Raw genomic sequence first — 24,320 nt, forward strand, 5'->3', positions numbered from 1 at the left:
TTTTTTGTCGCTTGGCCATTACGACGCCCAGATCCGCCGCATGGGGCTGGCGCTGCACGAACGCCGCCGGGTCATGGACGCGGCGCTAGAGACCCATGGTCTGCGCGTGTCGGGCCGGGGGGCCTATGGCGGATCGTCCTTCTGGATGCGCGCGCCGGAGGGCGTGGACACGGCGGAACTGGCCGAGAACCTGCGCGCGCAGGATGTGCTGCTGGAGCCGGGACATGCCTTTTTCGCCGGGGCCGAGAAGGCCACGAATTACTACCGGCTGGCCTATTCTTCGATCCCCGCCGCGCGGATCGAAGAGGGCGTCGGGCTGATCGCGCAAGAGATTGACCGCCTGCGCTGATCTGGCCTTAGGGCTGGCGCAGTTCTGGCCCTAACCTCGGCCTGCACCTGCCCGTAATTTGCCGATAGCTTTGCCCCATGCCCAAAGGATCGCGCGATGAAAATGACCACCGAAGAAGCCTTCGTCAAAACCCTTCAGATGCATGGGATCGACACGGCCTTTGGCATTATCGGCTCGGCCATGATGCCGATTTCCGACCTCTTCCCCGCCGCCGGGATCACCTTTTATGACGGCGCGCATGAGTGCAATTCGGGCATGATGGCCGATGGCTACACCCGCGCCTCGGGGCGGATGTCGATGATGGTGGCCCAGAACGGGCCGGGCATCACCAATTTCGTGACGCCGGTGAAAACCGCCTACTGGAACCACACGCCGCTTTTGCTGGTGACCCCCCAGGCGGCGAACAAGACCATCGGTCAGGGCGGCTTTCAGGAGGTCGAGCAGATGGCGCTCTTCCGCGACATGGTCGCCTATCAGGAGGAGGTCCGCGACCCCAGCCGCATCGCCGAGACGCTGAACCGCGTGATCCTGCAAGCCAAGCGCCACTCTGCCCCCGCCCAGATCAACATCCCCCGCGATTTCTGGACGCAGGTGATCGACATCGAGTTGCCCGCCATCGTCGAGTTCGAACGCCCCTCGGGCGGGGAGACCGCCATTGCCGAGGCGGCGGAACTGCTTTCGAACGCCAAGTTCCCAGTGATCCTCAACGGCGCGGGCGTGGTGATCGGCGGCGCGATCGACGACGCGCGGCAGTTGGCCGAGCGGCTGGATGCGCCGGTCTGCTGCGGCTACCAGCACAACGACGCCTTCCCCGGTTCGCATCCGCTATCGGTCGGGCCACTGGGCTACAACGGGTCCAAGGCGGCGATGGAATTGATCGCCAAAGCCGATGTGGTGCTGGCGCTTGGCACGCGGCTCAACCCCTTCTCGACCCTGCCGGGCTACGGCATCGACTATTGGCCGCGAGAGGCCAAGATCATTCAGGTCGACATCAACCCCGACCGCATCGGCCTGACCAAACCGGTGAGCGTCGGCATCGTCGGCGACGCGGGCAAGGTGGCGCGCAGCCTCCTCGACCGGCTGAGCGAGAGCGCCGGTGACGCGGGCCGCGAGGAACGCCGCAACCTGATCGCCCAGACCAAGTCGGCATGGGCGCAGGAACTGACCTCGATGGACCACGAAGACGACGACCCCGGCACCACGTGGAACGAGCGCGCCCGCAGCCGCGAGCCGGAAAAGATGTCGCCCCGCATGGCGTGGCGCGCGATCCAGAAGGCGCTGCCGACAGAGGCGATCATCAGTTCCGACATTGGCAACAACTGCGCCATCGGCAACGCCTACCCGACGTTCGAAGCGGGCCGCAAATACCTCGCCCCCGGCCTCTTCGGCCCCTGCGGCTACGGCTTCCCGGCGATCTGCGGCGCCAAGATCGCCTGCCCCGATACGCCCGTCGTGGGTTTTGCCGGGGACGGCGCCTTCGGCATTTCCATGAACGAAATGGTCAGCGTGAACCGCGAGGATTGGCCCGCCGTGACCATGGTGATCTTTCGCAACTACCAATGGGGCGCGGAGAAGCGGAACACCACGCTCTGGTTCGACGACAACTTCGTCGGCACCGAACTGGCGCAGGAGGTAAGTTACGCCGGGATCGCCAATGCCTGCGGGGTCGAGGGGGTGCAGGTCTCGTCGATGGAGGAACTGACCGAGGCCTTGGACCGCGCGATCAAGGCGCAGATGAATGACGGCAAGACCACTTTCATCGAAGTGCTGCTCAACCAGGAACTGGGTGAGCCCTTCCGCCGCGACGCGATGAAGAAACCCGTCTCCGTCGCCGGGATCAGCCGGGATGACATGCGCCCGCAACGGGTCTGAGCCATGGCGCTGGTGCTCGTCGTCAATGCAGGCTCGTCGTCGATCAAGGCGGCGGTCTTTGACGGCGGGCTGTCTGAGACCCTGCGGATTGAAGCGCAGGGCATCAGCCAGTCCGGCGCCCTGCGTGTGGGGAAGGCTCCGGCACGGGCTCTTGCCCTGCCCGATCACCGCACCGCCTTCACCGCCATTCTGGCGGGGCTGCGTGACGCGGGGATCGCGAGCGCCGACCTCAGCGCCGCCGCGCATCGCGTGGTGCACGGCGGCCCGGACTTGGCCGAGACGACGGAAGTCACCCCCGCCGTGCGCGCCGCCATCGCCGCGGCGCAACCGCTGGCCCCGCTGCACAATCCGCATCACCTCAGCGCCATCGACGCCCTTGCCGCACTAATGCCGGAGCTGCCGCAATTCGCCGCTTTCGACACGGGCTTTCACCGCACCAACCCGGACGTGGCGCGCCGCTACGCGCTGCCCGAGAAGTCCGAGACCGCCGCCCTCCGCCGCTACGGCTTCCACGGCATCAGCTACGAGAGCCTCGTGCGGAATTTCACCGCCCAAACCGGCGCCCCCCTGCCCGACCGCCTGCTGGCGCTGCATTTGGGCAATGGCGCGTCGCTCTGCGCGATCCGCGAGGGCCGCTCGGTCGCCACCACCATGGGATTCTCACCCTTGGGCGGGCTGACGATGGGCACCCGCGCGGGAGAGATCGACGCGGGCGCGGTGCTGCATCTGGTGGGCGATCTCGGACTGGAAGCCGCGCAGAGATTGCTGCACCACGAAAGCGGGTTGCTCGGCCTGTCGGGCCAGACCGCCGACATGCGGCAATTGGCGGAAAGCGACAGCGAAAGCGCCCGCTTTGCCCGCAACCACTTTTGCTACTGGATCACCCGTCAGGCCGGGTCGATGATCGCCGCCATGGGCGGGATCGACGGCATCGCCTTCACCGGCGGGATTGGCGAGAACGATTCCGCGGTGAGGGAAAAGGTTCTTGCAAACCTCCGCTGGGCGGGAAATATTCCCTCATGGGTCATCCCCGCCGCCGAAGAGAAACATATCGCGCGCCAAGCGCTTGCCCTGCTGAAAGCCCCCGCCCCCTCATGACGCATTCCCAGCCGCCGCTCGATCTGTCGCCCAAGGTCTCGGACGAGGTCCGCCGCACGACCTGTTACATGTGTGCCTGCCGCTGCGGCATCAACGTGCATATGAAGAAGGGCAAGGTCGCCTATATCGAGGGCAACCGCGACCACCCGGTGAACCGCGGCGTGCTCTGCGCCAAGGGCTCGGCAGGCATCATGCAGCACAATTCCCCGGCGCGGCTGCGCAACCCGATGAAACGCGTGGGCCCCCGCGGCTCGGGCGAATTCGAGGACATCAGCTGGGCCGAGGCGCTTGAGATCGCCACCGGCTGGCTGGAGCCGCTGCGCCGCGAGGCGCCAGAGAAACTCGCCTTCTTCACCGGGCGCGACCAGTCGCAAAGCTTCACCTCCCTCTGGGCGCAGGCCTTCGGCACGCCGAATTACGCCGCCCACGGCGGCTTTTGCTCGGTCAACATGGCGACGGCGGGCATCTACACCATGGGCGGCGCCTTTTGGGAGTTCGGCCAGCCTGATTGGGACCACACCAAGCTCTTCATGCTGTTCGGCGTGGCCGAGGATCACGACAGCAACCCGATCAAGATGGGACTGGGCAAGCTCAAGAAACGCGGCGCGCGGGTGATCGGGGTGAACCCCATCCGCACCGGCTACAACGCCATCGCCGACGATTGGGTCGGCATCACGCCCGGGACCGACGGGCTGTTCATCCTGTCACTGATCCACTGTCTGATGAAGGCCGGGCGCATCGATCTCGACTACCTCGCGCGCTACACCGACGCGCCGGTGCTGCTGAACGGGGACCCGAAGTCGCCCGAGTTTGGCCTGCAACTGCGCGACGCGGACGGCAAAGCGCTCGTGATCGACCGCAAGACCCGCAAGCTCACCCCCTTCGACCAGCCCGGCGTGCGCCCCGACCTATCGGCTACCTACCGCGCGGGCGGGATCACCCACCGCCCGGTGTTCCACCGGATGGCCGAAGAATACCTCGGCGAGGACTACACCCCCGAGGCCGTGGCCGAGCGCTGCGGCATCCCCGCGCCGCGCATCCGCGCCATCGCCGCCGAACTGGCGCGCGTGGCCTTCGACGAGGCCTTCGAGATCGACCAGCCCTGGACCGATTTCCGCGGCGAGCGTCACGAGAAGATGACCGGCCGCCCGGTGTCCTTCCACGCCATGCGCGGCATCTCAGCCCATGCCAACGGCTTCCAGACCTGCCGCGCGCTGCATGTGCTGCAGATCATCCTCGGCACCGTGGAAGTGCCCGGCGGCTTCCGCTTCAAACCGCCCTACCCCAAGCCCGCCACGGCGCATCCCAAACCCCATTGCAAGGCCACGCCCGGCGGGCCGCTCGACGGGCCGCATCTGGGTTTCGTGCAAGGCCCCGACGATCTGGCACTGTGCCCCGATGGCAGCCCCGCGCGGATCGACAAGGCCTTCACATGGGAGAACCCGATGTCGGCCCATGGGCTGATGCATATGGTGATTTCCAACGCCCATGCGGGCGATCCCTACAAGATCGACACGCTGTTTCTTTATATGGCCAATATGTCGTGGAACTCCTCCATGAACCCCGGCGGGGTGATGGAGATGCTGACCGATACGGATGAGAACGGCGACTACGTGATCCCGCGCATCATCTATTCCGACGCTTATTCGTCTGAGATGGTGGCCTATGCCGACCTGATCCTACCCGACACGACTTATCTGGAGCGTCACGATTGCATCTCGCTCCTCGACCGTCCGATCAGCGAGGCCGACGCCGCCGCCGACGCGATCCGCTGGCCTGTGGTGGAACCCAACCGCGACGTGCGTGGCTTCCAATCGGTGCTCTGCGATCTTGGCGCGCGGCTGGACCTGCCCGGTTTCGTGACCGAGGACGGTAGTCAAAAGTACCGCGACTACGCCGATTACATCACCAACCACGAACGCCGCCCCGGCATCGGCCCGCTGGCCGGCTTTCGCGGGGAGGACGGCAACCAGAGCGGCCGCGGCGCCCCGAACCCTGACCAGATCGCGCGCTACATCGAGAACGGCGGCTTCTCGACCCACCACATTCCCGCCGAGGCGCAGTACTACAAGCCGTGGAACGCCGCCTATCAGGACTGGGCCGTGGGCATGGGGATTTACGACGCACCGCAACCCTATCTCTTCTCGCTCTACGTGGAGCCGTTGCGCCGCTTCCAGCTGGCCGCCGAGGGCCACGGCGACCGTCAGCCCCCGGACCACCTGCGCGAGCGCATCAAGCAGTGCATGACGCCGCTACCCCATTGGTACGAAAGCGACCCCGAGGGCACACAGGGCTACGATGTTCACGCCCTCACCCAACGCCCCATGGCGATGTACCATTCATGGGGCAGCCAGAACGCCTGGCTGCGGCAGTTGCACGGGCACAACCCGCTCTACCTGCCCAGCGCGATCATGCGCGCGAAGGGTCTGAAGGACGGCGATTGGGCGCGCGTCACCTCCCCGCATGGGGGGATCACCGTGCCGGTGATGGAGATGGCCGCGCTGAACCCGCATACCGTCTGGACATGGAACGCCATCGGCAAGCGCAAAGGCGCATGGGCGCTGGACCGCGACGCGCCGGAGGCGACGAAGGGCTTCCTGCTGAACCACCTGATCCACGAGCTTCTGCCGCCCAAGGGCGACGGCCTGCGCTGGTCGAACTCCGACCCGATCACCGGACAGGCCGCGTGGTTCGACCTCAAGGTCCATATTGAAAAGACCGCGGCCCCTGCCGAGGCACAACCGGAGATCCCGCCGCAACGCTCGCCTGTTCCGCCCGCGCCGCGCGACATCGCGTGGAAGGTGGGCAAATGACCCCCTTCGCCCCGCGCGCCGTGAGAACGACCCTTCAGGACCGCCAGACATGACCACGCTTCCGCAACAGACCGACCGTAAACTCGGCCTCGTGATCGACCTTGATACCTGCGTCGGCTGTCATGCCTGCGTGATCTCCTGCAAAGGATGGAACACCGAGAACTACGGCGCGCCGCTGTCGGACCAAGACGCCTATGGCGGCGACCCGTCGGGCACCTTCCTCAACCGGGTGCACAGCTACGAGGTCCAGCCCGAGGCGGGCGCGGCGCAACTGGTCCATTTCCCCAAATCCTGCCTGCATTGCGAGGACGCGCCCTGCGTCACCGTTTGCCCCACTGGCGCGAGCTACAAGCGGGTCGAGGACGGCATTGTGCTGGTCAACGAAAGCGATTGCATCGGCTGCGGCCTCTGCGCCTGGGCCTGCCCCTACGGTGCGCGCGAGATGGATCAGGCGGCCGGTGTGATGAAGAAATGCACCCTCTGCGTCGACCGTATCTACAACGAGAACCTGCCGGAAGAAGACCGCCAACCCGCCTGCGTGCGCACCTGCCCCGCGGGCGCACGGCATTTCGGCGATCTGGGCGATCCCGACAGCGCTGTCAGCCAGCTTGTGGCCGAGCGTGGCGGCGTGGACCTGATGCCCGAGCAGGGCACCAAACCGGTCAACAAATACCTGCCGCCGCGCCCGCGCGACACGCTTGGCCCTCCCGAGGGCGAGATCGACGTGCTGGCCCCCTTCCTCGCCCCAGTGGACGAAGGGCCGAAGGGTTTTCTCGGCTGGCTCGACCGCACTTTGGAGAAGCTCTGATGCATCCGGCGCCTTCCGTTATTCTGTTCAGCAGCCTGTCGGGCATGGGATTTGGCCTGCTTGCGTGGCTCGGGATCGGCCTGCCTGCGGTGACCGGCTGGGTGGCTTTCGTCTTCTTCGCGCTGGCCTATCTCTTGGCCGTGGGCGGGCTCATCGCCTCGACCTTCCACCTTGGCCACCCGGAGCGTGCGCTCAAAGCCTTCACCCAATGGCGCAGCTCTTGGCTCAGCCGGGAGGCTTGGGCCTCGGTCGCGGCCTTGCTGACCATGGCCGCCTATGGCGCGGGGCTGGTGTTTTACGACACGCGGCTTTGGCCCTTGGGGGTGATCGGTGCGGCGCTGTCGCTGCTGACGGTGCTGACCACGGCGATGATCTATACCCAGATGAAAACCGTGCCGCGCTGGCATAGCGTGATGACGCCGCTGAATTTCCTGTCGCTCAGCATCGCGGGCGGTGCCCTGCTGGCGGGGCAGGTGACGGCGGCGATGATCCTGCTGGCGCTGGCCGGGGCGGTGCAGATCGCCACATGGTGGCGCGGGGATCGGGCGCTTGCGGCCTCAAACAGCGATATCGCGACGGCGACGCGGCTGGGGCCGCAGGGCAGCGTCCGCGCCTTCGACCCGCCCCATACTGGCAACAACTATCTGCTACGGGAATTCGTCTATCAGATCGGGCGCAAACATGCGCTGAAGCTGCGGGTGATCGCGATTGCGCTGATGGTGCTGCTGCCGCTTCTGCTGTTGCTCTCGCCCGTGTTTCACCACCTTGCCGCCGGTCTTGCGGTGCTCAGCCATGCGGCAGGGGTGCTGACCGCGCGCTGGCTGTTCTTTGCCCAAGCCGAACATGTGGTCGGCTTCTATTACGGCAAACGCTGAACGCAAAAGAGGGGGTGTCTCCACCCCCTCTTCGTATCGACCAACCTGTTTACAGTAGGCTTAGTTCATCAAACCCGCATGGCGCAGGGCCGCATCGACCAGTTCCTTGGTCGGGTCGGTCAGTTCCGTGAGCGGCAGACGCACCTCGTCCGAGCAGAGGTCGAGCCGCGACATGGCGTATTTCACACCCACAAGCCCCGGTTCGGTAAAGATCGCCTTGTGCAGCGGCATCAGACGGTCTTGAAGCTCCAACGCTTTGGCATAATCGCCCTCAAGACAGGCGGCCTGCATCTGCGCCACAAGGCGCGGCGCGACATTGGCGGTGACCGAGATACAGCCAACGCCGCCTTGGGCGTTGAACCCATGCGCCGTGGCGTCTTCGCCGGAGAGTTGGCAGAAATCCGGGCCGCAGGTGATGCGCTGATCGCAGACACGGGCCAGATCGCCGGTGGCGTCCTTGACGCCGACGATGCGCGGCAGTTGGGCCAGTTCGCCCATCGTTTCGGGCATCATATCCACCACCGAACGGCCGGGGATATTGTAGATGATGATCGGCAACTCACAGCAGTCATGCACGGCAGTGAAATGCGCCACCAACCCGCGCTGCGTCGGCTTGTTGTAATAGGGCGTCACCACCAGCAGCGCATCCGCGCCGACCTTTTCGGCGTGACGGGCAAGGCGGATGCTTTCGACCGTGTTGTTCGACCCGGCGCCCGCGATGACCGGAATGCGGCCCGCGACGGCTTTGACCACCTCTTCGACGACGGTCTCATGCTCGGCATGGCTCAGCGTTGGGGATTCGCCGGTGGTGCCGACGGGGACAAGCCCGCTCGACCCTTCGCCGATGTGCCATTCGATAAGTTTCTTGAGCGTATCCAGATCCAGCGCGCCGTTGCGAAACGGCGTGACGAGGGCAGGCAGAGAGCCTTTGAACATGTGCACGCTCCTTAATAAGTGCTGGCCGGTGGAAAACCGGACTGGATGAGGGCTTTTGCGGGCGCTACGGTTTGATAAACGGCGCCCGAGCCATATGTTGCAAGGCTCTAGCCTCGGAGACGTGGGAAATGCAAGCGATGACGCGCCTGATGGCGATCCTCATGAGTGTTTTTATCCTGACCGTGCCTGCGGAGGCGCAGCGGCCACGGCCTTTGGGCTGGGCGATGGATGCGATGCGCAGCGGCAATTGGGACGCCGCCGCGGCGCTGGCTGCCCGTGACGGGCAAGTCGCCGCCGATGTGATCGAATGGCACCGGCTGCGCGCCGGGCGCGGCACCTATGCCGACACGCGCGATTTCCTGAACCGCAGACCCGACTGGCCCGGTGAGGCTTATTTGCGCCGGCAGAGCGAAGCGGCGGTCATCAAACAGGGTGAGAGCGAGATACTGGATTTCTTCTCGGCCATGGCCCCGCAGACCCCGCGCGGCGTGCTGGCCCATGCGGAGGCGCTGATCAACAGCGGCCAGCGCGGTGAGGCCGAGGCGAACCTCGTTCTGGCGTGGCGCACCATGCCGATGAACGCCAGCAGTCAGGCCCTTTTCACCGAGGCGCATGGCAGCCTTCTGGCCCCGCACCACGCGGCCCGGCTGGAAGAGATGCTCTGGCAGCGCGAACATTCCGAAGCGCGGCAGATGTTCGATCTGGTCTCAAGCGCCGATAGGGCGCTGGCGGAAACCCGCATCGCCCTGCAAAAGCTGGAAAGCGACGTGAACGCCAAGATCGACGCGCTCCCCGCCTCCAAATCCGATGCGCCGGGGCTGGCGCATGACCGCTTTGAATGGCGCATCCGCAAGGGGCTGCGCGAAGATGCCAAGGATCTGATGCTGGCGCGCTCGACCTCGGCTGTGGCTCTCGGCCAGCCCCCCAGATGGGCCAACCGTCGCCGGGCCTTGGCGCGGGATGAAATGCGCAATGGCGATGCGCAGAGGGCCTACCGGCTGGCGTCGCAGCATTTTCTGACCGATGGCTCGAATTATGCCGATCTCGAATGGCTCTCGGGCTATATCGCGCTGCGGTTCTTGGACGATCCCACCACCGCTCTGGGCCATTTCCAGAACCACGACAACGCCGTGGAATCCCCCATCAGCCAAGGCCGCGCGGGCTATTGGCAGGGCCGCGCGTTAGAGGCGATGGGCGATGCTGAGGGCGCGGCGAAAGCCTATGCCATGGGGGCGGAATACCAAACCTCCTTCTACGGGCTGCTGGCCGCCGAACGGGGCGGCATCCCCTTTGACGAAAAGCTCGCGGGCCCGGCACCTGATCAGGACTGGCGCACCTCTCCGCTGGCCCGTGCGCCCCTGTTCGAGGCCGGACTGCTGCTGCAAGCCTCGGGCGAGCTGTCCGCCGCCGAGCGGTTCTGGACCCATTTGGCCGAGCAACTCGTCCCCGAAGACATCGCCCTGCTGGGGCAAGCCGCCATCGACGTGGGCCAGCCGCATATCGCGGTGATGATCGGCAAACGCGCCGCGCAGCGGGGGCTGGAGGTGCCCGCCCCCTATTACGCGCTGCACAGTCTGGTGGAGAAAGACCTGCCGATGGCGACCGAGATGACCCTCGCCATCGCGCGGCGTGAAAGCGAGTTTGACCCGAACGTGCAAAGCGGCGTCGGCGCGCGCGGCTTGATGCAGATCATGCCCGCCACGGCGCGGGATGTGGCGCGCGATCTGGGCATCTCAGGCCAGCACACGACGGACCGGCTGACCGCCGACCCCGATTACAACGCGCGGCTTGGCGCGACCTATCTGTCACAAATGGCTGGGCTTTTCGACGGCAATGTCTCCATGATGTCGGCGGCCTATAACGCGGGCCCCAGCCGTCCGCGCCGCTGGATGTCGACCTATGGCGACCCGCGCAAGGGTGAGATCGACATCGTCGATTGGATCGAGATGATCCCCTTTCGAGAAACGCAAAACTACGTCATGCGGGTGACCGAAAGCCTGCCGGTCTATCGCGCCCGTCTGGGCAAAGACCCGCTGCCGATCCCCTTTAGCGCAGAGTTAACCGGGTCGACGTTGAAGGCGTTCGCGCCATAGGGTGAACAGCCCCGCTGCCACGATCATGCCCGCGCCCAGCACCACGCTGGGGCGCAGCACCTCGTTAAAGACCGACAGGCCGATGATCACGGTAAAGATCAACTGCGTATAGGCGAAGGGCTGCACCGCGCTGGCCTCGGCCACCTCGTAGCAGCGGATCAGCAGCCAATGGCCGGTGACCCCGGTGATGCAAAGCGTGCCCATCAACAGCCAGTTGCCCGGCGTCATCGGCTCCCAAAACCAGATGCCGACCGCCGTCATGACCGCCGCGCCGGTGACGCCCGTCCAAAAGAAACTCGTCGCCGTCGTGTCGCGCCGCGCGACATAGCGGGTCAGCAGGCCATAGACCGCGAACATCGCCGCCCCTGCCAGCGGGATCGCGGCGGCAGGATCCACCACCCGAAGACCGGGTTGCAAGATCACCAGCACCCCGACAAAGCCCACACCAATCGCGGCCCACCGCCGCCAGCCGACTTTCTCGCCCAAGATCGGACCAGACAGCGCCGCCACCAAAAGCGGGTAGCAGGTAAAGACCGCATGGCTCTCCACCAAGCCCAAAATGGTGAAGCCCAGCACCATCATGCAAATCTGCGCCGAGAGCAGCACCCCCCGCAGGATTTGCACCGCGGGCTGTGTCGTGGCGGCGGCGCGGCGGATGCCGCCTGCCTTGCGCATTGCCAGCGCGATCACGAAGGCCGCGAAAAACCAATAGCGGATCATCACCACCATTAGCACGTTGTAGTTCTCGGCCAGATGGCGCGACAGCCCGTCTTGGACGGCGAAGACCATCGTCGTGGCGATCATCAGCATGATGCCGAGCGGGATATTGTTGGACTGGCTCATGCGGGCATCCGCGCCCGGGTCATATGGCGTTTGCGACCATAGCCGGGGATGCGGGAAACCTCAAAACCGCCCGCCGCGAGGGCCCGGCGCACGAAGCCCGCGGCGGTATAGGTGGCGGCACTGCCGCCCGGTGCGGTATGGCGTGCCACCTCGGCCATCAGATCATCGCCCCAAAGCTGGGGGTTCTTGGCCGGTGAAAACCCATCAAGGAACCAAGCATCGGCCTGACCCTGCCATGCGGGCAGGGTTTCGCGCGCGTCCCCGATGATAATCTCGGCCCGCAGGCCGGGCAGTTCCAACACGCCACCCGCGCCATCCCACGCCGCCGTCAGCGCATCGCGCCGCCCGTCGAGCGCGGGAAAGGCCGCATGGGCCTGCGCCATATCCTCGGGCCGCATCGGGTAGGCTTCGAAACTGGTGAAATGCAGCGGCCCGTCATGGCCCGCCCGCATCCAAGCATCCCATGCCAGCAACAGGTTCAACCCGGTGCCAAAGCCAAGCTCGGCAATGTGAAAGCCGGGGCGGAACCTCTCAGGCAGGTCATTTCCTGCCAGAAAGACATAGGCCGTCTCAGCCGCGCCATCTTCCAAGCTGAAGTAGGGGTCATCGAACTGGGTCGAAACGGGCACTTGGCCCGCGCGCCACGTGATCTGGGCATTCTGGTCTGGCACGGCACGTCCTGCTAGAGGGGGAAGAAGTCGCGCAGACACTGCGCAAGCTGGCAGGGAATGGCAATGGTGGATGTAACCGTAAGAGGGGCCGGGATTTTTGGCCTGTCGGTGGCTTGGGCCTGCGTCCGGCGCGGGGCGGTGGTGCGCGTGGTCGATCCGTCAGGACCGGCGGCGGGGGCGTCGGGCGGGATCGTGGGCGCGCTGGCGCCGCATGTGCCGGAAAATTGGAACGCCAAGAAAGCCTTTCAGCTTGAGAGCCTACTCAGCGCCGAAGCCTTCTGGGCCGAGGTCGAGGCTGCGGGCGGTCGCGCGCCCGGCTATATCCGCAGCGGGCGCTTGCAGCCGGTGGCGGATGACGCGGCCCTCGCGCTGGCACGGCAACGGCAGGACACGGCAGCCGCGCTTTGGCAAGGCCGCGCCCGGTGGGAGTTGATCCGCGCCGAGAGCGACGATTGGGCCCCGCAGAGCCCCACGGGCTGGCTGATCCGGGACACGCTAAGCGCCCTCGTCCACCCGCGTCACGCCTGCGCGGCACTGGTCGCGGCACTGGCGGCCAAAGGCGCTGAGATCGTGGCCGAGGCCCCCGATATAGGTCTGACCCTCTGGGCCACTGGGGTCGCGGGGCTGGAGGCGCTGAATGCGGGCCATCCGCGTTTGGTTGGCGCGGGCATCAAAGGGCAGGCCGCGCTCTTGCGGCTGGATCGGGGCGGTGCGGCGCAGCTTTTTGCCGATGGGGTCCATGTGATCCCGCATCTGGATGGCACGATAGCCGTGGGCGGCACGACTGAGCGAGAGTACGACAGCCCCGACAACACCGATGCACAACTCGACGCGGTGATCGCCAAGGCCCGCGCGGCGGTGCCCGCGTTGCAAGACGCGCCGGTCGTCGAACGCTGGGCCGGGCTGCGCCCGCGCAGCCGCAGCCGCGCGCCGATGCTGGGGCCGTGGCCCGGCAAGCCGGGGCATTACATCGCCAATGGCGGCTTCAAAATCGGCTTCGGCATGGCCCCGAAAGTGGCAGAGGTCATGGCCGATCTTCTGCTCGAAGGGCGCGATGCCATCCCCAAGGGTTTCAGGGTCGAGGACAACCTCTAGGCCAACAAAAAACCCCGGCCACTGGCCGGGGTTCACTGTCACTGTCTAAGGTGCGGTTTAGCGCGCGTTGGGCAGGATCACGATCTCGACCCGGCGGTTTTGCGCTTTGCCAGCGGCGCTCAGGTTGCTTGCCACAGGCTGGCTTTCGCCACGGCCGAATGTCTGCAAACGCTGCTGCGGCACGCCGTTGGACAGCAGGATGTTACCCACGGCCTGCGCGCGACGCTCGGAAAGCTGCTGGTTATAGGCCGCTTCGCCATCGCTGTCGGTGTGGCCCACGACTTGCAGGGTGGAGTTCTGATAGATGTTCACGTTCTGCGCCAGCGCGGCCAGATCGTCACGCAGGGCGGGCGATACGCTGGTGCTGTCGGTCGCAAAGAGGATGTCTTGCGGCAGTGTCACGATCAGACGGTCGCCGGTGTTGGTGATCACCACGCGGCTGTCCATCGCGGCGCGCAACTCGGCCTCTTGCTTATCGAGCGAATAGCCGACGCCCGCGCCGATCGTGCCGCCGATCAAAGCGCCTTTCAGCGCGCCTTTGCCGTCACCTTCGGAAATCGCACCGGCAAGGGCCCCGACGCCCGCACCGATCAAAGCGCCATTCTTGGTCCGCTGGTTGGGATCGCCATTGCCCGGCTGCATCGGCTGCGTACAGGCACCCAGTGTCATCGCGCCAGCCAGAGCGGCGGCCAAAGTCATCTTCGAAGAAATCATGTCTACTGCCTTCATGTTTGCGGCCCCGTTCGGGCGGGGCATCTTGACGTGAACGCAATATAGGCACGCAAAGTTCCCAAAAACATTACATATAACCGCTATTCGGCAGAAACCCGCCCAGAGGGAGCTGTTTGCGCCTCTGCCCGTGCCGCCTCGAAGGCGAGCATTGCGCGTTTCACCGGCAGCCCCCAGTGGTAGCCGCCCAAGCCCCCGCTTTTGCGCAGCGCCCGGTGACAGGGGATCAGCCAACTCACCGGATTGCGCCCTACTGCCGTGCCCACGGCACGCACGGCGCGGGGGCTGCCGATGCTCTGCGCGATTTCGGAATAGGTGGTCACCTGCCCTGAGGGGATGCTCAGCAGCGCCTCCCAAACCTTGATTTGAAAGGGCGCACCGATGAGGTAGAGCGGCGCCTTCGCCTCGGGGTCTTTCCGCCGCCCAAAGGCCGCGTCGACCCATGCCTGCAACCGCGCGGGGGCCTCCACGAAATCGGCGAGCGGCCAGCGGCTGCAAAGATCCACCATCGCCGCATCCTCCCCCACTTCCGACGACAGCGCGAGCCCGCAGATGCCCTTGTCGGTGCCCATCACCAGTGTCGGGCCAAAGGGGCTGTCGAACCAACCCCAGTAGATCGTCAGCCCCGCGCCCTTGCGGGCAAACTCACCGGGGCTCATCGCCTCCCAGCGCAGGAAAAGGTCATGCAACCGTCCGCTGCCCGACAGCCCCAATTCATGCGCCGCCGCCAGCGTGGTGAAACGGTCGCGCAGCATGACCTTGGCCTGATCCAGCATCAGATACTGCTGGTATCGCTTCGGCGAGACCCCCACCCAGCGCGAGAAAAGCCGCTGGAAATGCGCGGCGGACATGCCCATCTCGCCCGCGATCCAATCGAGTTGCTTTGGGTCTTCGGCCTCGTCGATCAGGGCGATGGCGCGGCGCATCACCTGATAGTGGTACCCCTGATCTTCGGGCGCGGGAGAGAGCTGTGCGATCTGTGTCATGCCACCAGATTAGCCGCGCCCCTGCCCCCGTGCGACCCGTTTCTTGCGCCATCGCCCCCCAAGCCCCGCCCCCGCTTGCCCTGCCGCGCCATTCATCGCATACCCTGAGCCATGGCCCGCCAACTTGATTATCATACCATCCGCGAGATCTTCGCCCGCTTCCAACAGGCAGAGCCTGAGCCCGAGGGCGAGTTGGAGCATGTGAATGTCTATACGCTCGTCGTGGCCGTGGCGCTGAGCGCGCAATCGACCGATGCGGGCGTCAATAAGGCGACGCGCGACCTGTTCAAGATCGCCGACACGCCGCAAAAGATGCTCGATCTGGGGCTTGAAGGGCTGATCGACCATATCAAGACCATCGGCCTCTACCGTCAGAAGGCCAAGAACGTCATCAAGCTAAGCCAAATCCTGGTCGACGATTACGACGGCGAGGTGCCCAATTCCCGCGCCGCGCTGCAATCGCTGCCGGGCGTCGGGCGCAAGACCGCGAATGTGGTGCTCAATATGTGGTGGGGCCAGCCCGCGCAGGCGGTGGACACGCATATCTTCCGCGTCGGCAACCGCACCGGGATCGCACCGGGCAAGACGGTCGACGCGGTCGAGCGCGCCATCGAAGACAACATTCCCGCCGATTTCCAGCGCCATGCCCATCACTGGCTGATCCTGCATGGCCGCTATCACTGTAAAGCCCGCAAACCCCTGTGCCGCACCTGCATCATCCGTGACCTGTGCCAATACGAGGACAAGACAGAATGACCCAATACGAAGTGGTTGGCATCGGCAACGCCGTCGTCGACGTGATCTCCCATGCCGATGACAATTTCCTTGCCGACAACGGTATCGAGAAAGGCATCATGCAGTTGATCGAGCGTGACCGCGCCGAAGACCTCTATGCCGCGATGCAAGACCGGGTGCAGACGCCGGGCGGCTCGGTCGCCAATACCGTCGCAGGCGCGGGCGCGCTGGGCCTCAAGACCGCCTTTATCGGGCGGGTGCGCGATGATGAGTTGGGCCAGTTCTATGCCAAGGCGATGACCGATATCGGGATCGACTTCGTCAACGCCCCCGTGGCGGAGGGCGAGAACCCGACCTCGCGTTGCATGATCTTCGTCACCCCCGATGGGGAGCGGTCGCTGAACACCTACCTCGGCATCTCGACCGGGCTGACCTCGGCCGATGTGCCGCAGGCGGTGACTGAGAAGGCCAAGCTGATGTTCCTCGAAGGCTACCTCTTTGACCATGAGGCCGGCAAAACCGCCTTTCGCGAGGCCGCGCGGGCCGCGACGGCGGGCGGCGGCATGGCGGGCATCGCCATCTCCGACCCCTTCTGCGTGGAGCGTCACCGCGACGACTTCCTCGCGCTGATCGAAAACGATCTGGGCTATGTCATCGGCAATGAGGCCGAGATTCGCGCCCTTTGGGAAACCGACGACACCGAAGCCGCACTGGCCAAAACCGCCGAGATTTGCCCGCTGGTGGTCTGCACCCGCTCGGGCGACGGGGTCACACTGGTCCGGGGCGCAGAACGGGTCGACGTGCCGGTCGAAAAGGTCGTGCCGGTGGATGCCACGGGCGCGGGCGATCAATTCGCGGCGGGCTTCCTCTATGGCCTTGCCACGGGCCGCGATCTTGAGACCTGTGGCCGCATGGGCAACATCTGCGCGGGCGAAGTGATCCGCCACATCGGCCCCCGCCCCCAGACTGACATCATGGCCCTGTTCAAGGCCGAAGGGCTGGTCTGACTATGATCGAGAACGGTTTTCACGATGTCCCGCCCGGCAAACTGGCCGTGGTGGTGACCCATCTTGAGATGGACGCCAAACCCAGCCTGCGGGAGGTGCCCCTGCCCGAGGGTGTCACCTTTCGGAAGGTCACACCGACGCCCGACTGGTTTCGGGACATTTTCCGGCGTGTCGGGATGGATTGGCTCTGGTACGGGCGGCTCAAACTGGATGACGCGGCCCTCTCTGCGCTGCTGCAAGACCCGGCGCGGGACTTTTATACGCTGACCCGCGATGGCAAGGACGAGGCGCTGCTTGAGTTGAACTTCCCCGAAGATGGCAGCTGCGAATTGGCCTATTTCGGGCTGACCTCTGCACTGATCGGCAGCGGCTCGGGGCGGTATCTGATGAACCAAGCGATCACGCTGGCATGGGAAAAGCCGATCACCCGGCTGCACCTGCATACCTGCACCAACGACAGCCCGCAGGCGCTTGGCTTTTATGTGCGGTCAGGCTTCATCCCGGTGCGCCGTCAGGTTGAGATCGATGATGATCCGCGTCTCACAGGGCTGCTGCCCCGCGATGCGGCACCGCAAGTGCCGCTTATCGAGGCATAAGACTGCCGCCGGATCACCGAACCGGCGTGCACTCCGCCCCTTGGAAACAGGCGATCACCTTATCCACCATGGCAGGCTTCGGAGAGCCGAAAAGGTCGCCCCCGCAGGGATTGCTTTCCAACGCATAGGCCCCATCCGGCTTGCGTTCGAGGAAGGCCAGAACATCCCCCTCTTCGGCAGAGCCGCACCAAGGGCCAAAACACTGAACGTTGAGCGTCAAGGGCTGGTCAAAGGGCACGTCAAAGCCCCCTTCGGATAGCGCCTTGCCGCTGATCTGCGCCCGGATCGGCGTCTCTTCGGGCGGATTGATCCCGATGGTGCCGCCCTTTGGCAGGGCGCTGGCGTCAAAGGTCAGACGCCCCTGCACCACGACATAACTTTCCTCGGCCTTGGCCGCGCGTTGATAGGTCGCCTCGACCGAATGGGGCAGACAACTGAGCGCAAGAGCGGGCAGCGGGGCCAAAGTGGCGAGGGCGCAGGCGATGATCCGTGTCATAACTTCTCCTCAAACTCTTCAAGAACCGCCGCATAGACCGCACGTTTGAACGGCACGATATGCGCGACCAGTTGATCTGCGGGCATCCAGCGCCATTCGGAGAATTCAGGCTCAGCCGTCTGGATATTGACCTGATCGTCCTGCCCCAGAAAACGCATGAGGAACCATTTCTGTTCCTGCCCCCGGTAGCGGCCCTTCCAAATGTTGGGCACCAGTTCATGGGGCAGATCATAGGGCAGCCAGCTTGTCGTCTCGGCTTCGACCCGCACCAGATTGCTGGGGATGCCGGTCTCTTCCTCCAACTCACGCAGGGCCGCATCGCGCGCGGCCTCGCCCTTGTCGACCCCGCCTTGGGGCATCTGCCAAGCGTCCTGATCCCGGTCGCGCCGCTGGCCGACAAAGACCTCCCCCTCGGCATTCACCAGCATCACGCCGACGCAAGGGCGGTAGGGCAGTTTGGCAATCTCTTCGGGGGTCATGGGGGCAGGTCTCCTGAATGGCGTTCATTTGGGAGTTAGCACGACCAAGGCGCGGCTCAAAGCGATCACATCGCGGCTATGACGTTTCGCCAGCGACATCGTTGACGCGGCGTTTCGCGTGACTTGCCCTGCCGTTTCCGATGGTGTCACAGTGACCCAGCCCACCCAGAAAGGTAAAGCCATGTCCGACTATCCCCACCTGCTTGCCCCGCTCGACCTTGGTTTCACCACGCTGAAGAACCGGCTGTTGATGGGCTCGATGCACACCGGGTTGGAGGAGACGGGCGATTGGAACCGCGTGGCGGAGTTCTATGCGGCACGGGCGCGGGGCGACGTGGGGCTGATGGTCACGGGCGGCATCGGGCCGAACCGCGAAGGCGCCGTGGCCCATGGCGCGGCGATGATGGTCAGCCAGAAGGACGTGGATAACCACAGCATCATCACCCAGCGGGTGCATGAGGCGGGCGGCAAGATCGCCATGCAGATCCTGCACGCGGGCCGCTATGCCTTCACGCCTGAATGCGTGGCCCCGAGCGCGGTGAAATCCCCGATCTCCATGTTCGCGCCCAAGGCGTTGGACGAGGAAGGCATTGAGAAACAAATCAGCGACATCGCCGCCTGCGCCCTGCGCGCCCGCGAGGCGGGCTACGACGGGGTCGAGATCATGGGCTCCGAGGGCTATTTCCTGAATCAGTTCCTCGTCACCCACACCAACAAGCGCGAAGACCGCTGGGGCGGGTCTTACGAGAACCGGATGCGCCTGCCGCTGGAAGTCGTGCGCCGCGTGCGCGAGACGGTGGGCGAGGATTTCATCCTGATCTACCGGCTGTCGATGATCGACCTCGTGCCCAACGGCTCGACCTTCGAAGAAGTCGTGCAACTGGCCCAAGAGGTCGAGAAGGCGGGCGCCAATATCATCAACACCGGCATCGGCTGGCACGAGGCGCGCATCCCCACGATCGCCACCTCGGTGCCGCGCGCGGCCTTTGCATGGGTCACGAAAAAGCTGATGGGCAAGGTGGGCATCCCGCTCATCACATCGAACCGGATCAACACGCCGCAAGTGGCCGAAGAAGTGCTGGCCGAAGGCTGCGCCGACATGGTCAGCCTCGCCCGTCCGATGCTGGCCGATGCCGATTTCCTCGCCAAGGCGAAGGCCGGTCAGGCCGACCAGATCGCCCCCTGTATCGCCTGCAACCAAGCCTGCCTCGACCATACCTTCGGCGGCAAGATCTCCACCTGCCTCGTGAACCCGCGGGCGTGTTACGAGACGGAGTTGCGGATCGAACCCGCCGCAAGCCCGAAATCCATCGCCGTTGTCGGCGCCGGGCCTGCCGGGCTCTCGGCAGCGATCACGGCGGCGGAGCGGGGCCACAAGGTCACCCTCATGGACCGCGCCTCCGAGATCGGCGGGCAACTCAACCTCGCCAAACAAGTCGCGGGGAAGGAGGAGTTCTGGGGCCTCGTCGACTGGTACCGCACCATGCTCGAGGTCCACGGCGTGACCGTGCAGCTTGAGACCGAAGCCACGAGCGAGGCGCTCTCAGGCTTCGACGAGGTCGTCATCGCCACCGGCGTCGTGCCGCGCGACCCGGAGATTCCCGGCCAGAACCGCGGCAACGTGGTCAGCTACATCGACGTGCTGAACGGCACCGCGAAGGTCGGCCAGCGGGTCGCGGTGATCGGTGCGGGCGGGATCGGCTTCGACGTGTCGGAACATCTGGTCCACGACGGCGAGAGCAGCACGATGAACCTGCCTGAATGGATGCGCGAATGGGGCGTTACCGATCCGGGCGCGCACCGCAGCGGCCTCGCCCCCGAAGGGCCGCAACCCCCGGCGCCGGCGCGGCAGATCACCATGCTGCAACGCAAGACCAGCAAGCCCGGCAAGGGTTTGGGCAAGACCACGGGCTGGATTCACCGCGCCTCGCTCACCATGCGCAACGTCAAGATGATCGCCGGCGTGAACTACGAACAGATCGACGACGCGGGCCTGCATATCTCCTTTGGCGAAGCGCGCGAGAACCCCACGGTGATCGAGGCCGACACCATCGTGCTCTGCGCCGGGCAATTGTCCGAGCGCAGTCTCGCTGACGCACTGGAGGCGCGGGGGCAGACCTGCCATGTGATCGGCGGCGCGGATGTGGCGGCGGAACTGGACGCAAAACGCGCCATCAACCAAGGCACACGGCTGGCCGCAGGGCTGTAAGCGAGGGGCGGGCGCTTGGCCCCCTTGCGCCCCGCCCTAGATCGCCGCAGGATTGCCAAAACGATCCAAGGTCTCCATGCCCCTCTGCGTCTTCGACATCTATGAGGACGGCACCGCGCAGGTGCCCTCCGACGACAACCTCACCGGGCCGGGGCGCTACCGCTGGTGGCACTACGACATGGCCGATCCGGCGCTGGCGCCGTGGCTGGCCAAACACCTGCCCGAGATCCCGGCGGGCGCATTGCTACAGCCCGAAACCCGCCCGCGCTGTGATGAATATGACGACGGTCTGATCCTGAACCTGCGCGGCATCAACCTAAACGAAGGGCAACAGGCCGACCAAATGGTCTCCGTCCGGATGTGGGTGACGGATGCGGTGGTGATCACCGTGCGGATGCGCCGGGTCTTTGCCATAGATGAGCTGCGCGCGCTGGCTGCCGAGAACAACGCGCCACCCCGGCCTTCGGCCTTTGTCGAGGCGCTGGTCTCTCGGCTGACCGCCCGGGTGCAGGTCGAAGTGGCGCGGCTGGCGGATCGGACGGCCTTCTATGAGGCCGACCTCGAAGACCACAGCACACCGCCGCCGAAGGAACTGCCGGTGACCCGCCGCAGCGCGATCCGGCTGGAACGCTACCTCGCCCCGCAACGCCACGCGCTGGAGCGGCTGGCCACGCTGGACCTGCCGCTGGTGCCGGACGTCGACGCGATGAAGCTGCGCGAACTGGCCAACCGCACCGCCATCGTGGTCGAGGAATTGGACGCGCTACAGGAACGCATCGTCACGGTGCAGGACGAACACGACAACCAGGTCGCGCAGCGACAGGCGCGGCACAGCTACATGCTCTCCATCGCCGCCGCGGTCTTTTTGCCGCTGGGATTCCTGACGGGGCTCTTCGGCGTCAACGTGGGCGGGATGCCCGGGGTGGACGATCCGCAGGCCTTCGCGATCCTTTGCCTCGCCATGGTCGGCCTCGCCGCCATCATGCTGGCCGTGCTGAAATGGCTGCGCTGGCTGTGACAGGCGGGGAAACGGATTGTTCTGCCGTTTCCATGCCATGAACGATCCCCGCAAAGACCACGGGACTGTCTTGCCTCCGCCCCGATCCTGCCCGAATTGGCGCCCATACCTGACCGCAACAAGATCAATGCGAAGGGACAGGCAATGGACCGCCTTACGGAAATGGAAGCGTTTGCCACTGTGGTGGATCAAGGCGGCTTTACAGATGCTGCCAAGAAGATGGGGATCTCGAAATCCGCCGTTTCAAAGCATGTCTCCTCGCTTGAGGCGCGCTTGGGCGCACGATTGCTGAACCGCACCACCCGCCGCGTCTCGCCCACCGAGATTGGCCTTGCTTACTACGACCGCGCCCGCCGGGTGCTGAACGACGCGGGCGAGGCCGATGCCTTGGTCACTTCGATGCAATCCGCGCCCTCGGGGCTGCTGCGGATTTCGGTCGCGACGGATTTCGGCGTCAATCATTTGTCCCCCGCCCTGTCGGAGTTCTTGCAGGACTTCCCCGATATCACCGTGAACATGGTGCTGAACAACCGCTACGTTGAGTTGATCTCGGAAGGCTTCGACATGGCCGTGCGGATCGGGGAGCTGGAAGACAGCACCCTGCGCGCCCGCAAATTGACCGAGACCACCAAACGCATGATCGCCAGCCCGAAGTATTTCGAGCAATACGGGCGGCCGGAAAAGATCGACGATCTGAACAATCACAAGCTGCTGCATTACTCGAACCAGTCGTCGGGCAACGTGTGGAAACTGACCGCGCCCTCGGGCGAGAAGCGGCAGGTGCGCACCGCCGGTTGGCTGTCGGTCAATGACGGGCAGAGCCTTTTGAACGCCGCGATTTCGGGGCTGGGCATCGCCTACCTGCCGAGCTTCCTCTACGCCGAGGCGATGGAGAAAGGTCTGGTCGAGGACGCGATCCCCGATTTGCCGCTGGAGACGCAGGGCATCTACGCCGTCTATCCGCCGGGCCGTTTCACGCAGCCCAAGGTGCGGGCGTTTATCGACTTTCTGGTGCATGAATTTGCCGAGAAGGGGCCGGCGGACTGGTAACAGCCGCGATTGCCACTTGGCCCGGAATCAAGCCGTAGGCGCCGGGCCATCGCCTGCCCGCCCGGACGGGTAGGCGATTGGGCGAGGCTGGGTACGACCTTGCGAACGCACACAATGGTTGAGCCATAAAGTGGCAACGCCATACCGCCTGATCGCCGACCCGCGGGCAGGCGATGGCCCTCTCACAAGACCACCTTTCCTCTCCCCCACCAGCACGCTATCTCTCTCGCCATGAGCAACATGCGCGAAACCTACGCCCGGCTTGTCGCCGAGGGCAAACTACAGGCCGACCCGGCCCAAGAAACCGTCATGGCCGAGTTCGACCGCATCCGCGATGCGCTGGCCAACCCGCCGAAGAAAAGCTTTTTCCGCAAAGCCCCAGAGCCCCCCAAGGGCCTGTACCTATGGGGCGGCGTCGGGCGCGGCAAATCCATGCTGATGGACATGTTCGTGGCGCATCTGCCAGACGTGCCTGCGCGGCGCGTGCATTTCCACGCCTTCATGCAGGAAATCCACAACGCCATGCATGAGGTCCGCAAGACCGGCGTGGATGACGCTATCGCGCCCGTGGCCCGCGACGTGGCGGAAAGCGTCCGCCTGCTGGCCTTCGACGAAATGCAGATCACCGACATCACCGACGCGATGATCGTGGGCCGCCTGTTCGAGGCGCTCTTCGCCGCGGGCGTCGTGGTGGTCACCACCTCGAACCGCCTGCCCGATGACCTCTACAAAAACGGCATCAACCGCGAGGTTTTCGTGCCCTTCATTGACCTCATCAAAGAGCGGATGGTGGTGCATGAATTGGCCAGCCCGACCGACTACCGCCAAGACCGGCTGGCAGGGTCGCAAGTCTATTTCACACCCGTCAACGCCGAAAGCCGCGCCGCGATGGACGCGGTCTGGGACGATCTTGCAGGGGCCGAGGGCGAACCGCTAACCCTACACGTCAAGGGCCGCGAAGTGACCATACCGCAATATCACAACGGCATGGCCCGCGCCGGTTTTCACGCGCTCTGCGGCCAGCCCTTGGGCGCGGCGGATTACCTCGCGCTGGCGCAGGCGGTGCGGGTACTGCTGCTAGACAACATCCCCACCCTTGGCCGGTCGAATTTTAACGAGGCGAAGCGTTTCGTCACCCTGATCGACGCGCTTTATGAGGCGAAGGTGCGGCTGATCTGCTCCGCCGCCGCCGCGCCGGAAATGCTCTACCTCGAAGGTGAAGGCACCTTTGAATTTGAGCGTACAGCCTCCCGCCTGCGGGAGATGCAGGGGGAAGACTGGGGACGCTGACCGCCCCCGGCCAACCGATCAGGAATCACTGACCGGCTGCATATGCAGGTCATTGCCCTGCAGGAAAGGGTGGTAGGGCCGTTCGACCTCATAAAGCCACCACAGGCCACCCGCGATAATTGCGAGACCTACGGCCATGAAGATAAATTGAAATTTCCGTGCATTATCCTGATCGTGACGCGCGGACCGGCTGAAACTGCGCATGGGGACACCTCGGTCAAATTCGAAAGGGGAGACTTCCGTGACTAAGATATACCAAATCTGCACCTCGC

22 protein-coding genes and 1 pseudogene are annotated in these 24,320 nt (G+C 65.0%); 15 read left to right on the forward strand and 8 right to left on the reverse strand.

What is annotated here, in order from left to right:
- The 6 genes and pseudogenes from FCK22_RS03710 to FCK22_RS03735 all read left to right on the forward strand — a co-directional run.
- A pseudogene (locus FCK22_RS03710) lies at positions 1–349 on the forward strand (GntR family transcriptional regulator); the annotation flags it as partial.
- Positions 350–445: 96 nt separating this feature from the next.
- Entirely contained in the window at positions 446–2,221 is a 1,776-nt protein-coding gene (gene xsc / locus FCK22_RS03715) for a sulfoacetaldehyde acetyltransferase (protein ID WP_067265651.1), read from the forward strand.
- A gap of 3 nt (positions 2,222–2,224) precedes the next feature.
- Entirely contained in the window at positions 2,225–3,319 is a 1,095-nt protein-coding gene (locus FCK22_RS03720; protein ID WP_067265654.1) for an acetate kinase, read from the forward strand.
- Entirely contained in the window at positions 3,316–6,132 is a 2,817-nt protein-coding gene (locus FCK22_RS03725; RefSeq protein WP_067265657.1) for a molybdopterin oxidoreductase family protein, read from the forward strand. Before FCK22_RS03720 ends, FCK22_RS03725 begins: the two co-directional genes overlap by 4 nt.
- 49 nt (positions 6,133–6,181) lie before the next feature.
- On the forward strand, positions 6,182–6,940 hold the full coding sequence (locus FCK22_RS03730; protein WP_067265660.1) for a 4Fe-4S dicluster domain-containing protein: 759 nt from the start codon (positions 6,182–6,184) through the stop codon (positions 6,938–6,940).
- On the forward strand, positions 6,940–7,815 hold the full coding sequence (locus FCK22_RS03735; RefSeq protein WP_067265663.1) for a DmsC/YnfH family molybdoenzyme membrane anchor subunit: 876 nt from the start codon (positions 6,940–6,942) through the stop codon (positions 7,813–7,815). The genes FCK22_RS03730 and FCK22_RS03735 overlap by 1 nt, the downstream gene beginning before the upstream one ends.
- 60 nt (positions 7,816–7,875) lie before the next feature.
- Here the strand turns inward: FCK22_RS03735 and dapA are convergent, their stop codons facing one another.
- On the reverse strand, positions 7,876–8,751 hold the full coding sequence (dapA, locus tag FCK22_RS03740; RefSeq protein WP_067265665.1) for a 4-hydroxy-tetrahydrodipicolinate synthase: 876 nt from the start codon (positions 8,749–8,751) through the stop codon (positions 7,876–7,878).
- Between the two features lie 128 nt (positions 8,752–8,879).
- Here dapA and FCK22_RS03745 point away from each other — a divergent pair, with 128 nt between their 5' ends.
- Complete coding sequence (locus tag FCK22_RS03745) at positions 8,880–10,844, forward strand: transglycosylase SLT domain-containing protein (RefSeq protein ID WP_197470924.1); 1,965 nt, start codon at positions 8,880–8,882, stop codon at positions 10,842–10,844.
- Here the strand turns inward: FCK22_RS03745 and FCK22_RS03750 are convergent.
- A complete protein-coding gene (locus FCK22_RS03750) occupies positions 10,809–11,687 on the reverse strand; it encodes a DMT family transporter (protein WP_067265666.1) in 879 nt (292 codons plus the stop codon). The genes FCK22_RS03745 and FCK22_RS03750 overlap by 36 nt on opposite strands.
- Positions 11,684–12,358, reverse strand: coding sequence for a tRNA (5-methylaminomethyl-2-thiouridine)(34)-methyltransferase MnmD (mnmD, locus tag FCK22_RS03755; RefSeq protein ID WP_067265668.1), 675 nt, complete (start codon positions 12,356–12,358; stop codon positions 11,684–11,686). Before mnmD ends, FCK22_RS03750 begins: the two co-directional genes overlap by 4 nt.
- Positions 12,359–12,415: 57 nt before the next feature.
- Between mnmD and FCK22_RS03760 the strand changes: the two genes are divergently transcribed.
- Positions 12,416–13,453 carry an FAD-binding oxidoreductase gene (locus tag FCK22_RS03760; RefSeq protein ID WP_197470925.1) on the forward strand — a complete coding sequence of 346 codons (1,038 nt, stop codon included), beginning with the start codon at positions 12,416–12,418 and terminating at the stop codon, positions 13,451–13,453.
- Between the two features lie 57 nt (positions 13,454–13,510).
- Here the strand turns inward: FCK22_RS03760 and FCK22_RS03765 are convergent, their stop codons facing one another.
- Together FCK22_RS03765 and FCK22_RS03770 are read right to left on the reverse strand one after the other, a co-directional pair.
- Positions 13,511–14,167: an OmpA family protein gene (locus FCK22_RS03765; RefSeq protein WP_067265672.1), complete on the reverse strand. Its 657-nt coding sequence runs from the start codon at positions 14,165–14,167 to the stop codon at positions 13,511–13,513.
- A gap of 98 nt (positions 14,168–14,265) precedes the next feature.
- Entirely contained in the window at positions 14,266–15,168 is a 903-nt protein-coding gene (locus tag FCK22_RS03770) for a bifunctional helix-turn-helix domain-containing protein/methylated-DNA--[protein]-cysteine S-methyltransferase (protein WP_067265676.1), read from the reverse strand.
- 111 nt (positions 15,169–15,279) lie between these two features.
- Here FCK22_RS03770 and nth point away from each other — a divergent pair, with 111 nt between their 5' ends.
- The 3 genes from nth to FCK22_RS03785 are packed head-to-tail and all read left to right on the forward strand — an operon-like array spanning position 15,280 to position 17,506.
- Positions 15,280–15,924 (forward strand): endonuclease III, encoded by a 645-nt coding sequence (gene nth / locus FCK22_RS03775; RefSeq protein ID WP_067261161.1) that lies wholly within the window; start codon positions 15,280–15,282, stop codon positions 15,922–15,924.
- On the forward strand, positions 15,921–16,910 hold the full coding sequence (locus tag FCK22_RS03780; protein WP_067261159.1) for an adenosine kinase: 990 nt from the start codon (positions 15,921–15,923) through the stop codon (positions 16,908–16,910). The genes nth and FCK22_RS03780 overlap by 4 nt, the downstream gene beginning before the upstream one ends.
- A gap of 2 nt (positions 16,911–16,912) precedes the next feature.
- Entirely contained in the window at positions 16,913–17,506 is a 594-nt protein-coding gene (locus FCK22_RS03785) for a GNAT family N-acetyltransferase (protein ID WP_067261154.1), read from the forward strand.
- 13 nt (positions 17,507–17,519) lie between these two features.
- On the opposite strand, the gene FCK22_RS03790 is transcribed toward FCK22_RS03785, so the two are convergent.
- Both FCK22_RS03790 and FCK22_RS03795 read right to left on the reverse strand, forming a co-directional pair.
- Positions 17,520–18,002: a hypothetical protein gene (locus FCK22_RS03790; RefSeq protein WP_067261152.1), complete on the reverse strand. Its 483-nt coding sequence runs from the start codon at positions 18,000–18,002 to the stop codon at positions 17,520–17,522.
- On the reverse strand, positions 17,999–18,481 hold the full coding sequence (locus FCK22_RS03795) for an RNA pyrophosphohydrolase (protein ID WP_067261150.1): 483 nt from the start codon (positions 18,479–18,481) through the stop codon (positions 17,999–18,001). The genes FCK22_RS03790 and FCK22_RS03795 overlap by 4 nt, the downstream gene beginning before the upstream one ends.
- Before the next feature lie 181 nt (positions 18,482–18,662).
- Between FCK22_RS03795 and FCK22_RS03800 the strand changes: the two genes are divergently transcribed.
- The 4 genes from FCK22_RS03800 (at position 18,663) to zapE (ending at position 24,048) form a co-directional block, all read left to right on the forward strand.
- On the forward strand, positions 18,663–20,690 hold the full coding sequence (locus FCK22_RS03800; protein WP_067261149.1) for an NADPH-dependent 2,4-dienoyl-CoA reductase: 2,028 nt from the start codon (positions 18,663–18,665) through the stop codon (positions 20,688–20,690).
- Between the two features lie 76 nt (positions 20,691–20,766).
- Positions 20,767–21,708 (forward strand): zinc transporter ZntB, encoded by a 942-nt coding sequence (locus tag FCK22_RS03805; RefSeq protein ID WP_067261148.1) that lies wholly within the window; start codon positions 20,767–20,769, stop codon positions 21,706–21,708.
- Between the two features lie 144 nt (positions 21,709–21,852).
- The gene (locus FCK22_RS03810; protein WP_067261147.1) at positions 21,853–22,758 is read left to right on the forward strand and encodes a LysR family transcriptional regulator; all 906 of its coding nucleotides are present in this window, start codon (positions 21,853–21,855) and stop codon (positions 22,756–22,758) included.
- A 231-nt stretch (positions 22,759–22,989) separates the two neighbouring features.
- Positions 22,990–24,048, forward strand: a complete 1,059-nt coding sequence (gene zapE / locus FCK22_RS03815) for a cell division protein ZapE (RefSeq protein ID WP_067261145.1) — start codon at positions 22,990–22,992, stop codon at positions 24,046–24,048.
- A gap of 18 nt (positions 24,049–24,066) precedes the next feature.
- Here the strand turns inward: zapE and FCK22_RS19065 are convergent, their stop codons facing one another.
- Positions 24,067–24,252: a hypothetical protein gene (locus FCK22_RS19065; protein WP_067261144.1), complete on the reverse strand. Its 186-nt coding sequence runs from the start codon at positions 24,250–24,252 to the stop codon at positions 24,067–24,069.
- Positions 24,253–24,320 lie beyond the last annotated feature (68 nt).

It is taken from the genome of Sulfitobacter sp. 15WGC, assembly GCF_005068605.1.
In the GTDB taxonomy this organism is placed as follows: Bacteria; Pseudomonadota; Alphaproteobacteria; order Rhodobacterales; family Rhodobacteraceae; genus Sulfitobacter; species Sulfitobacter faviae.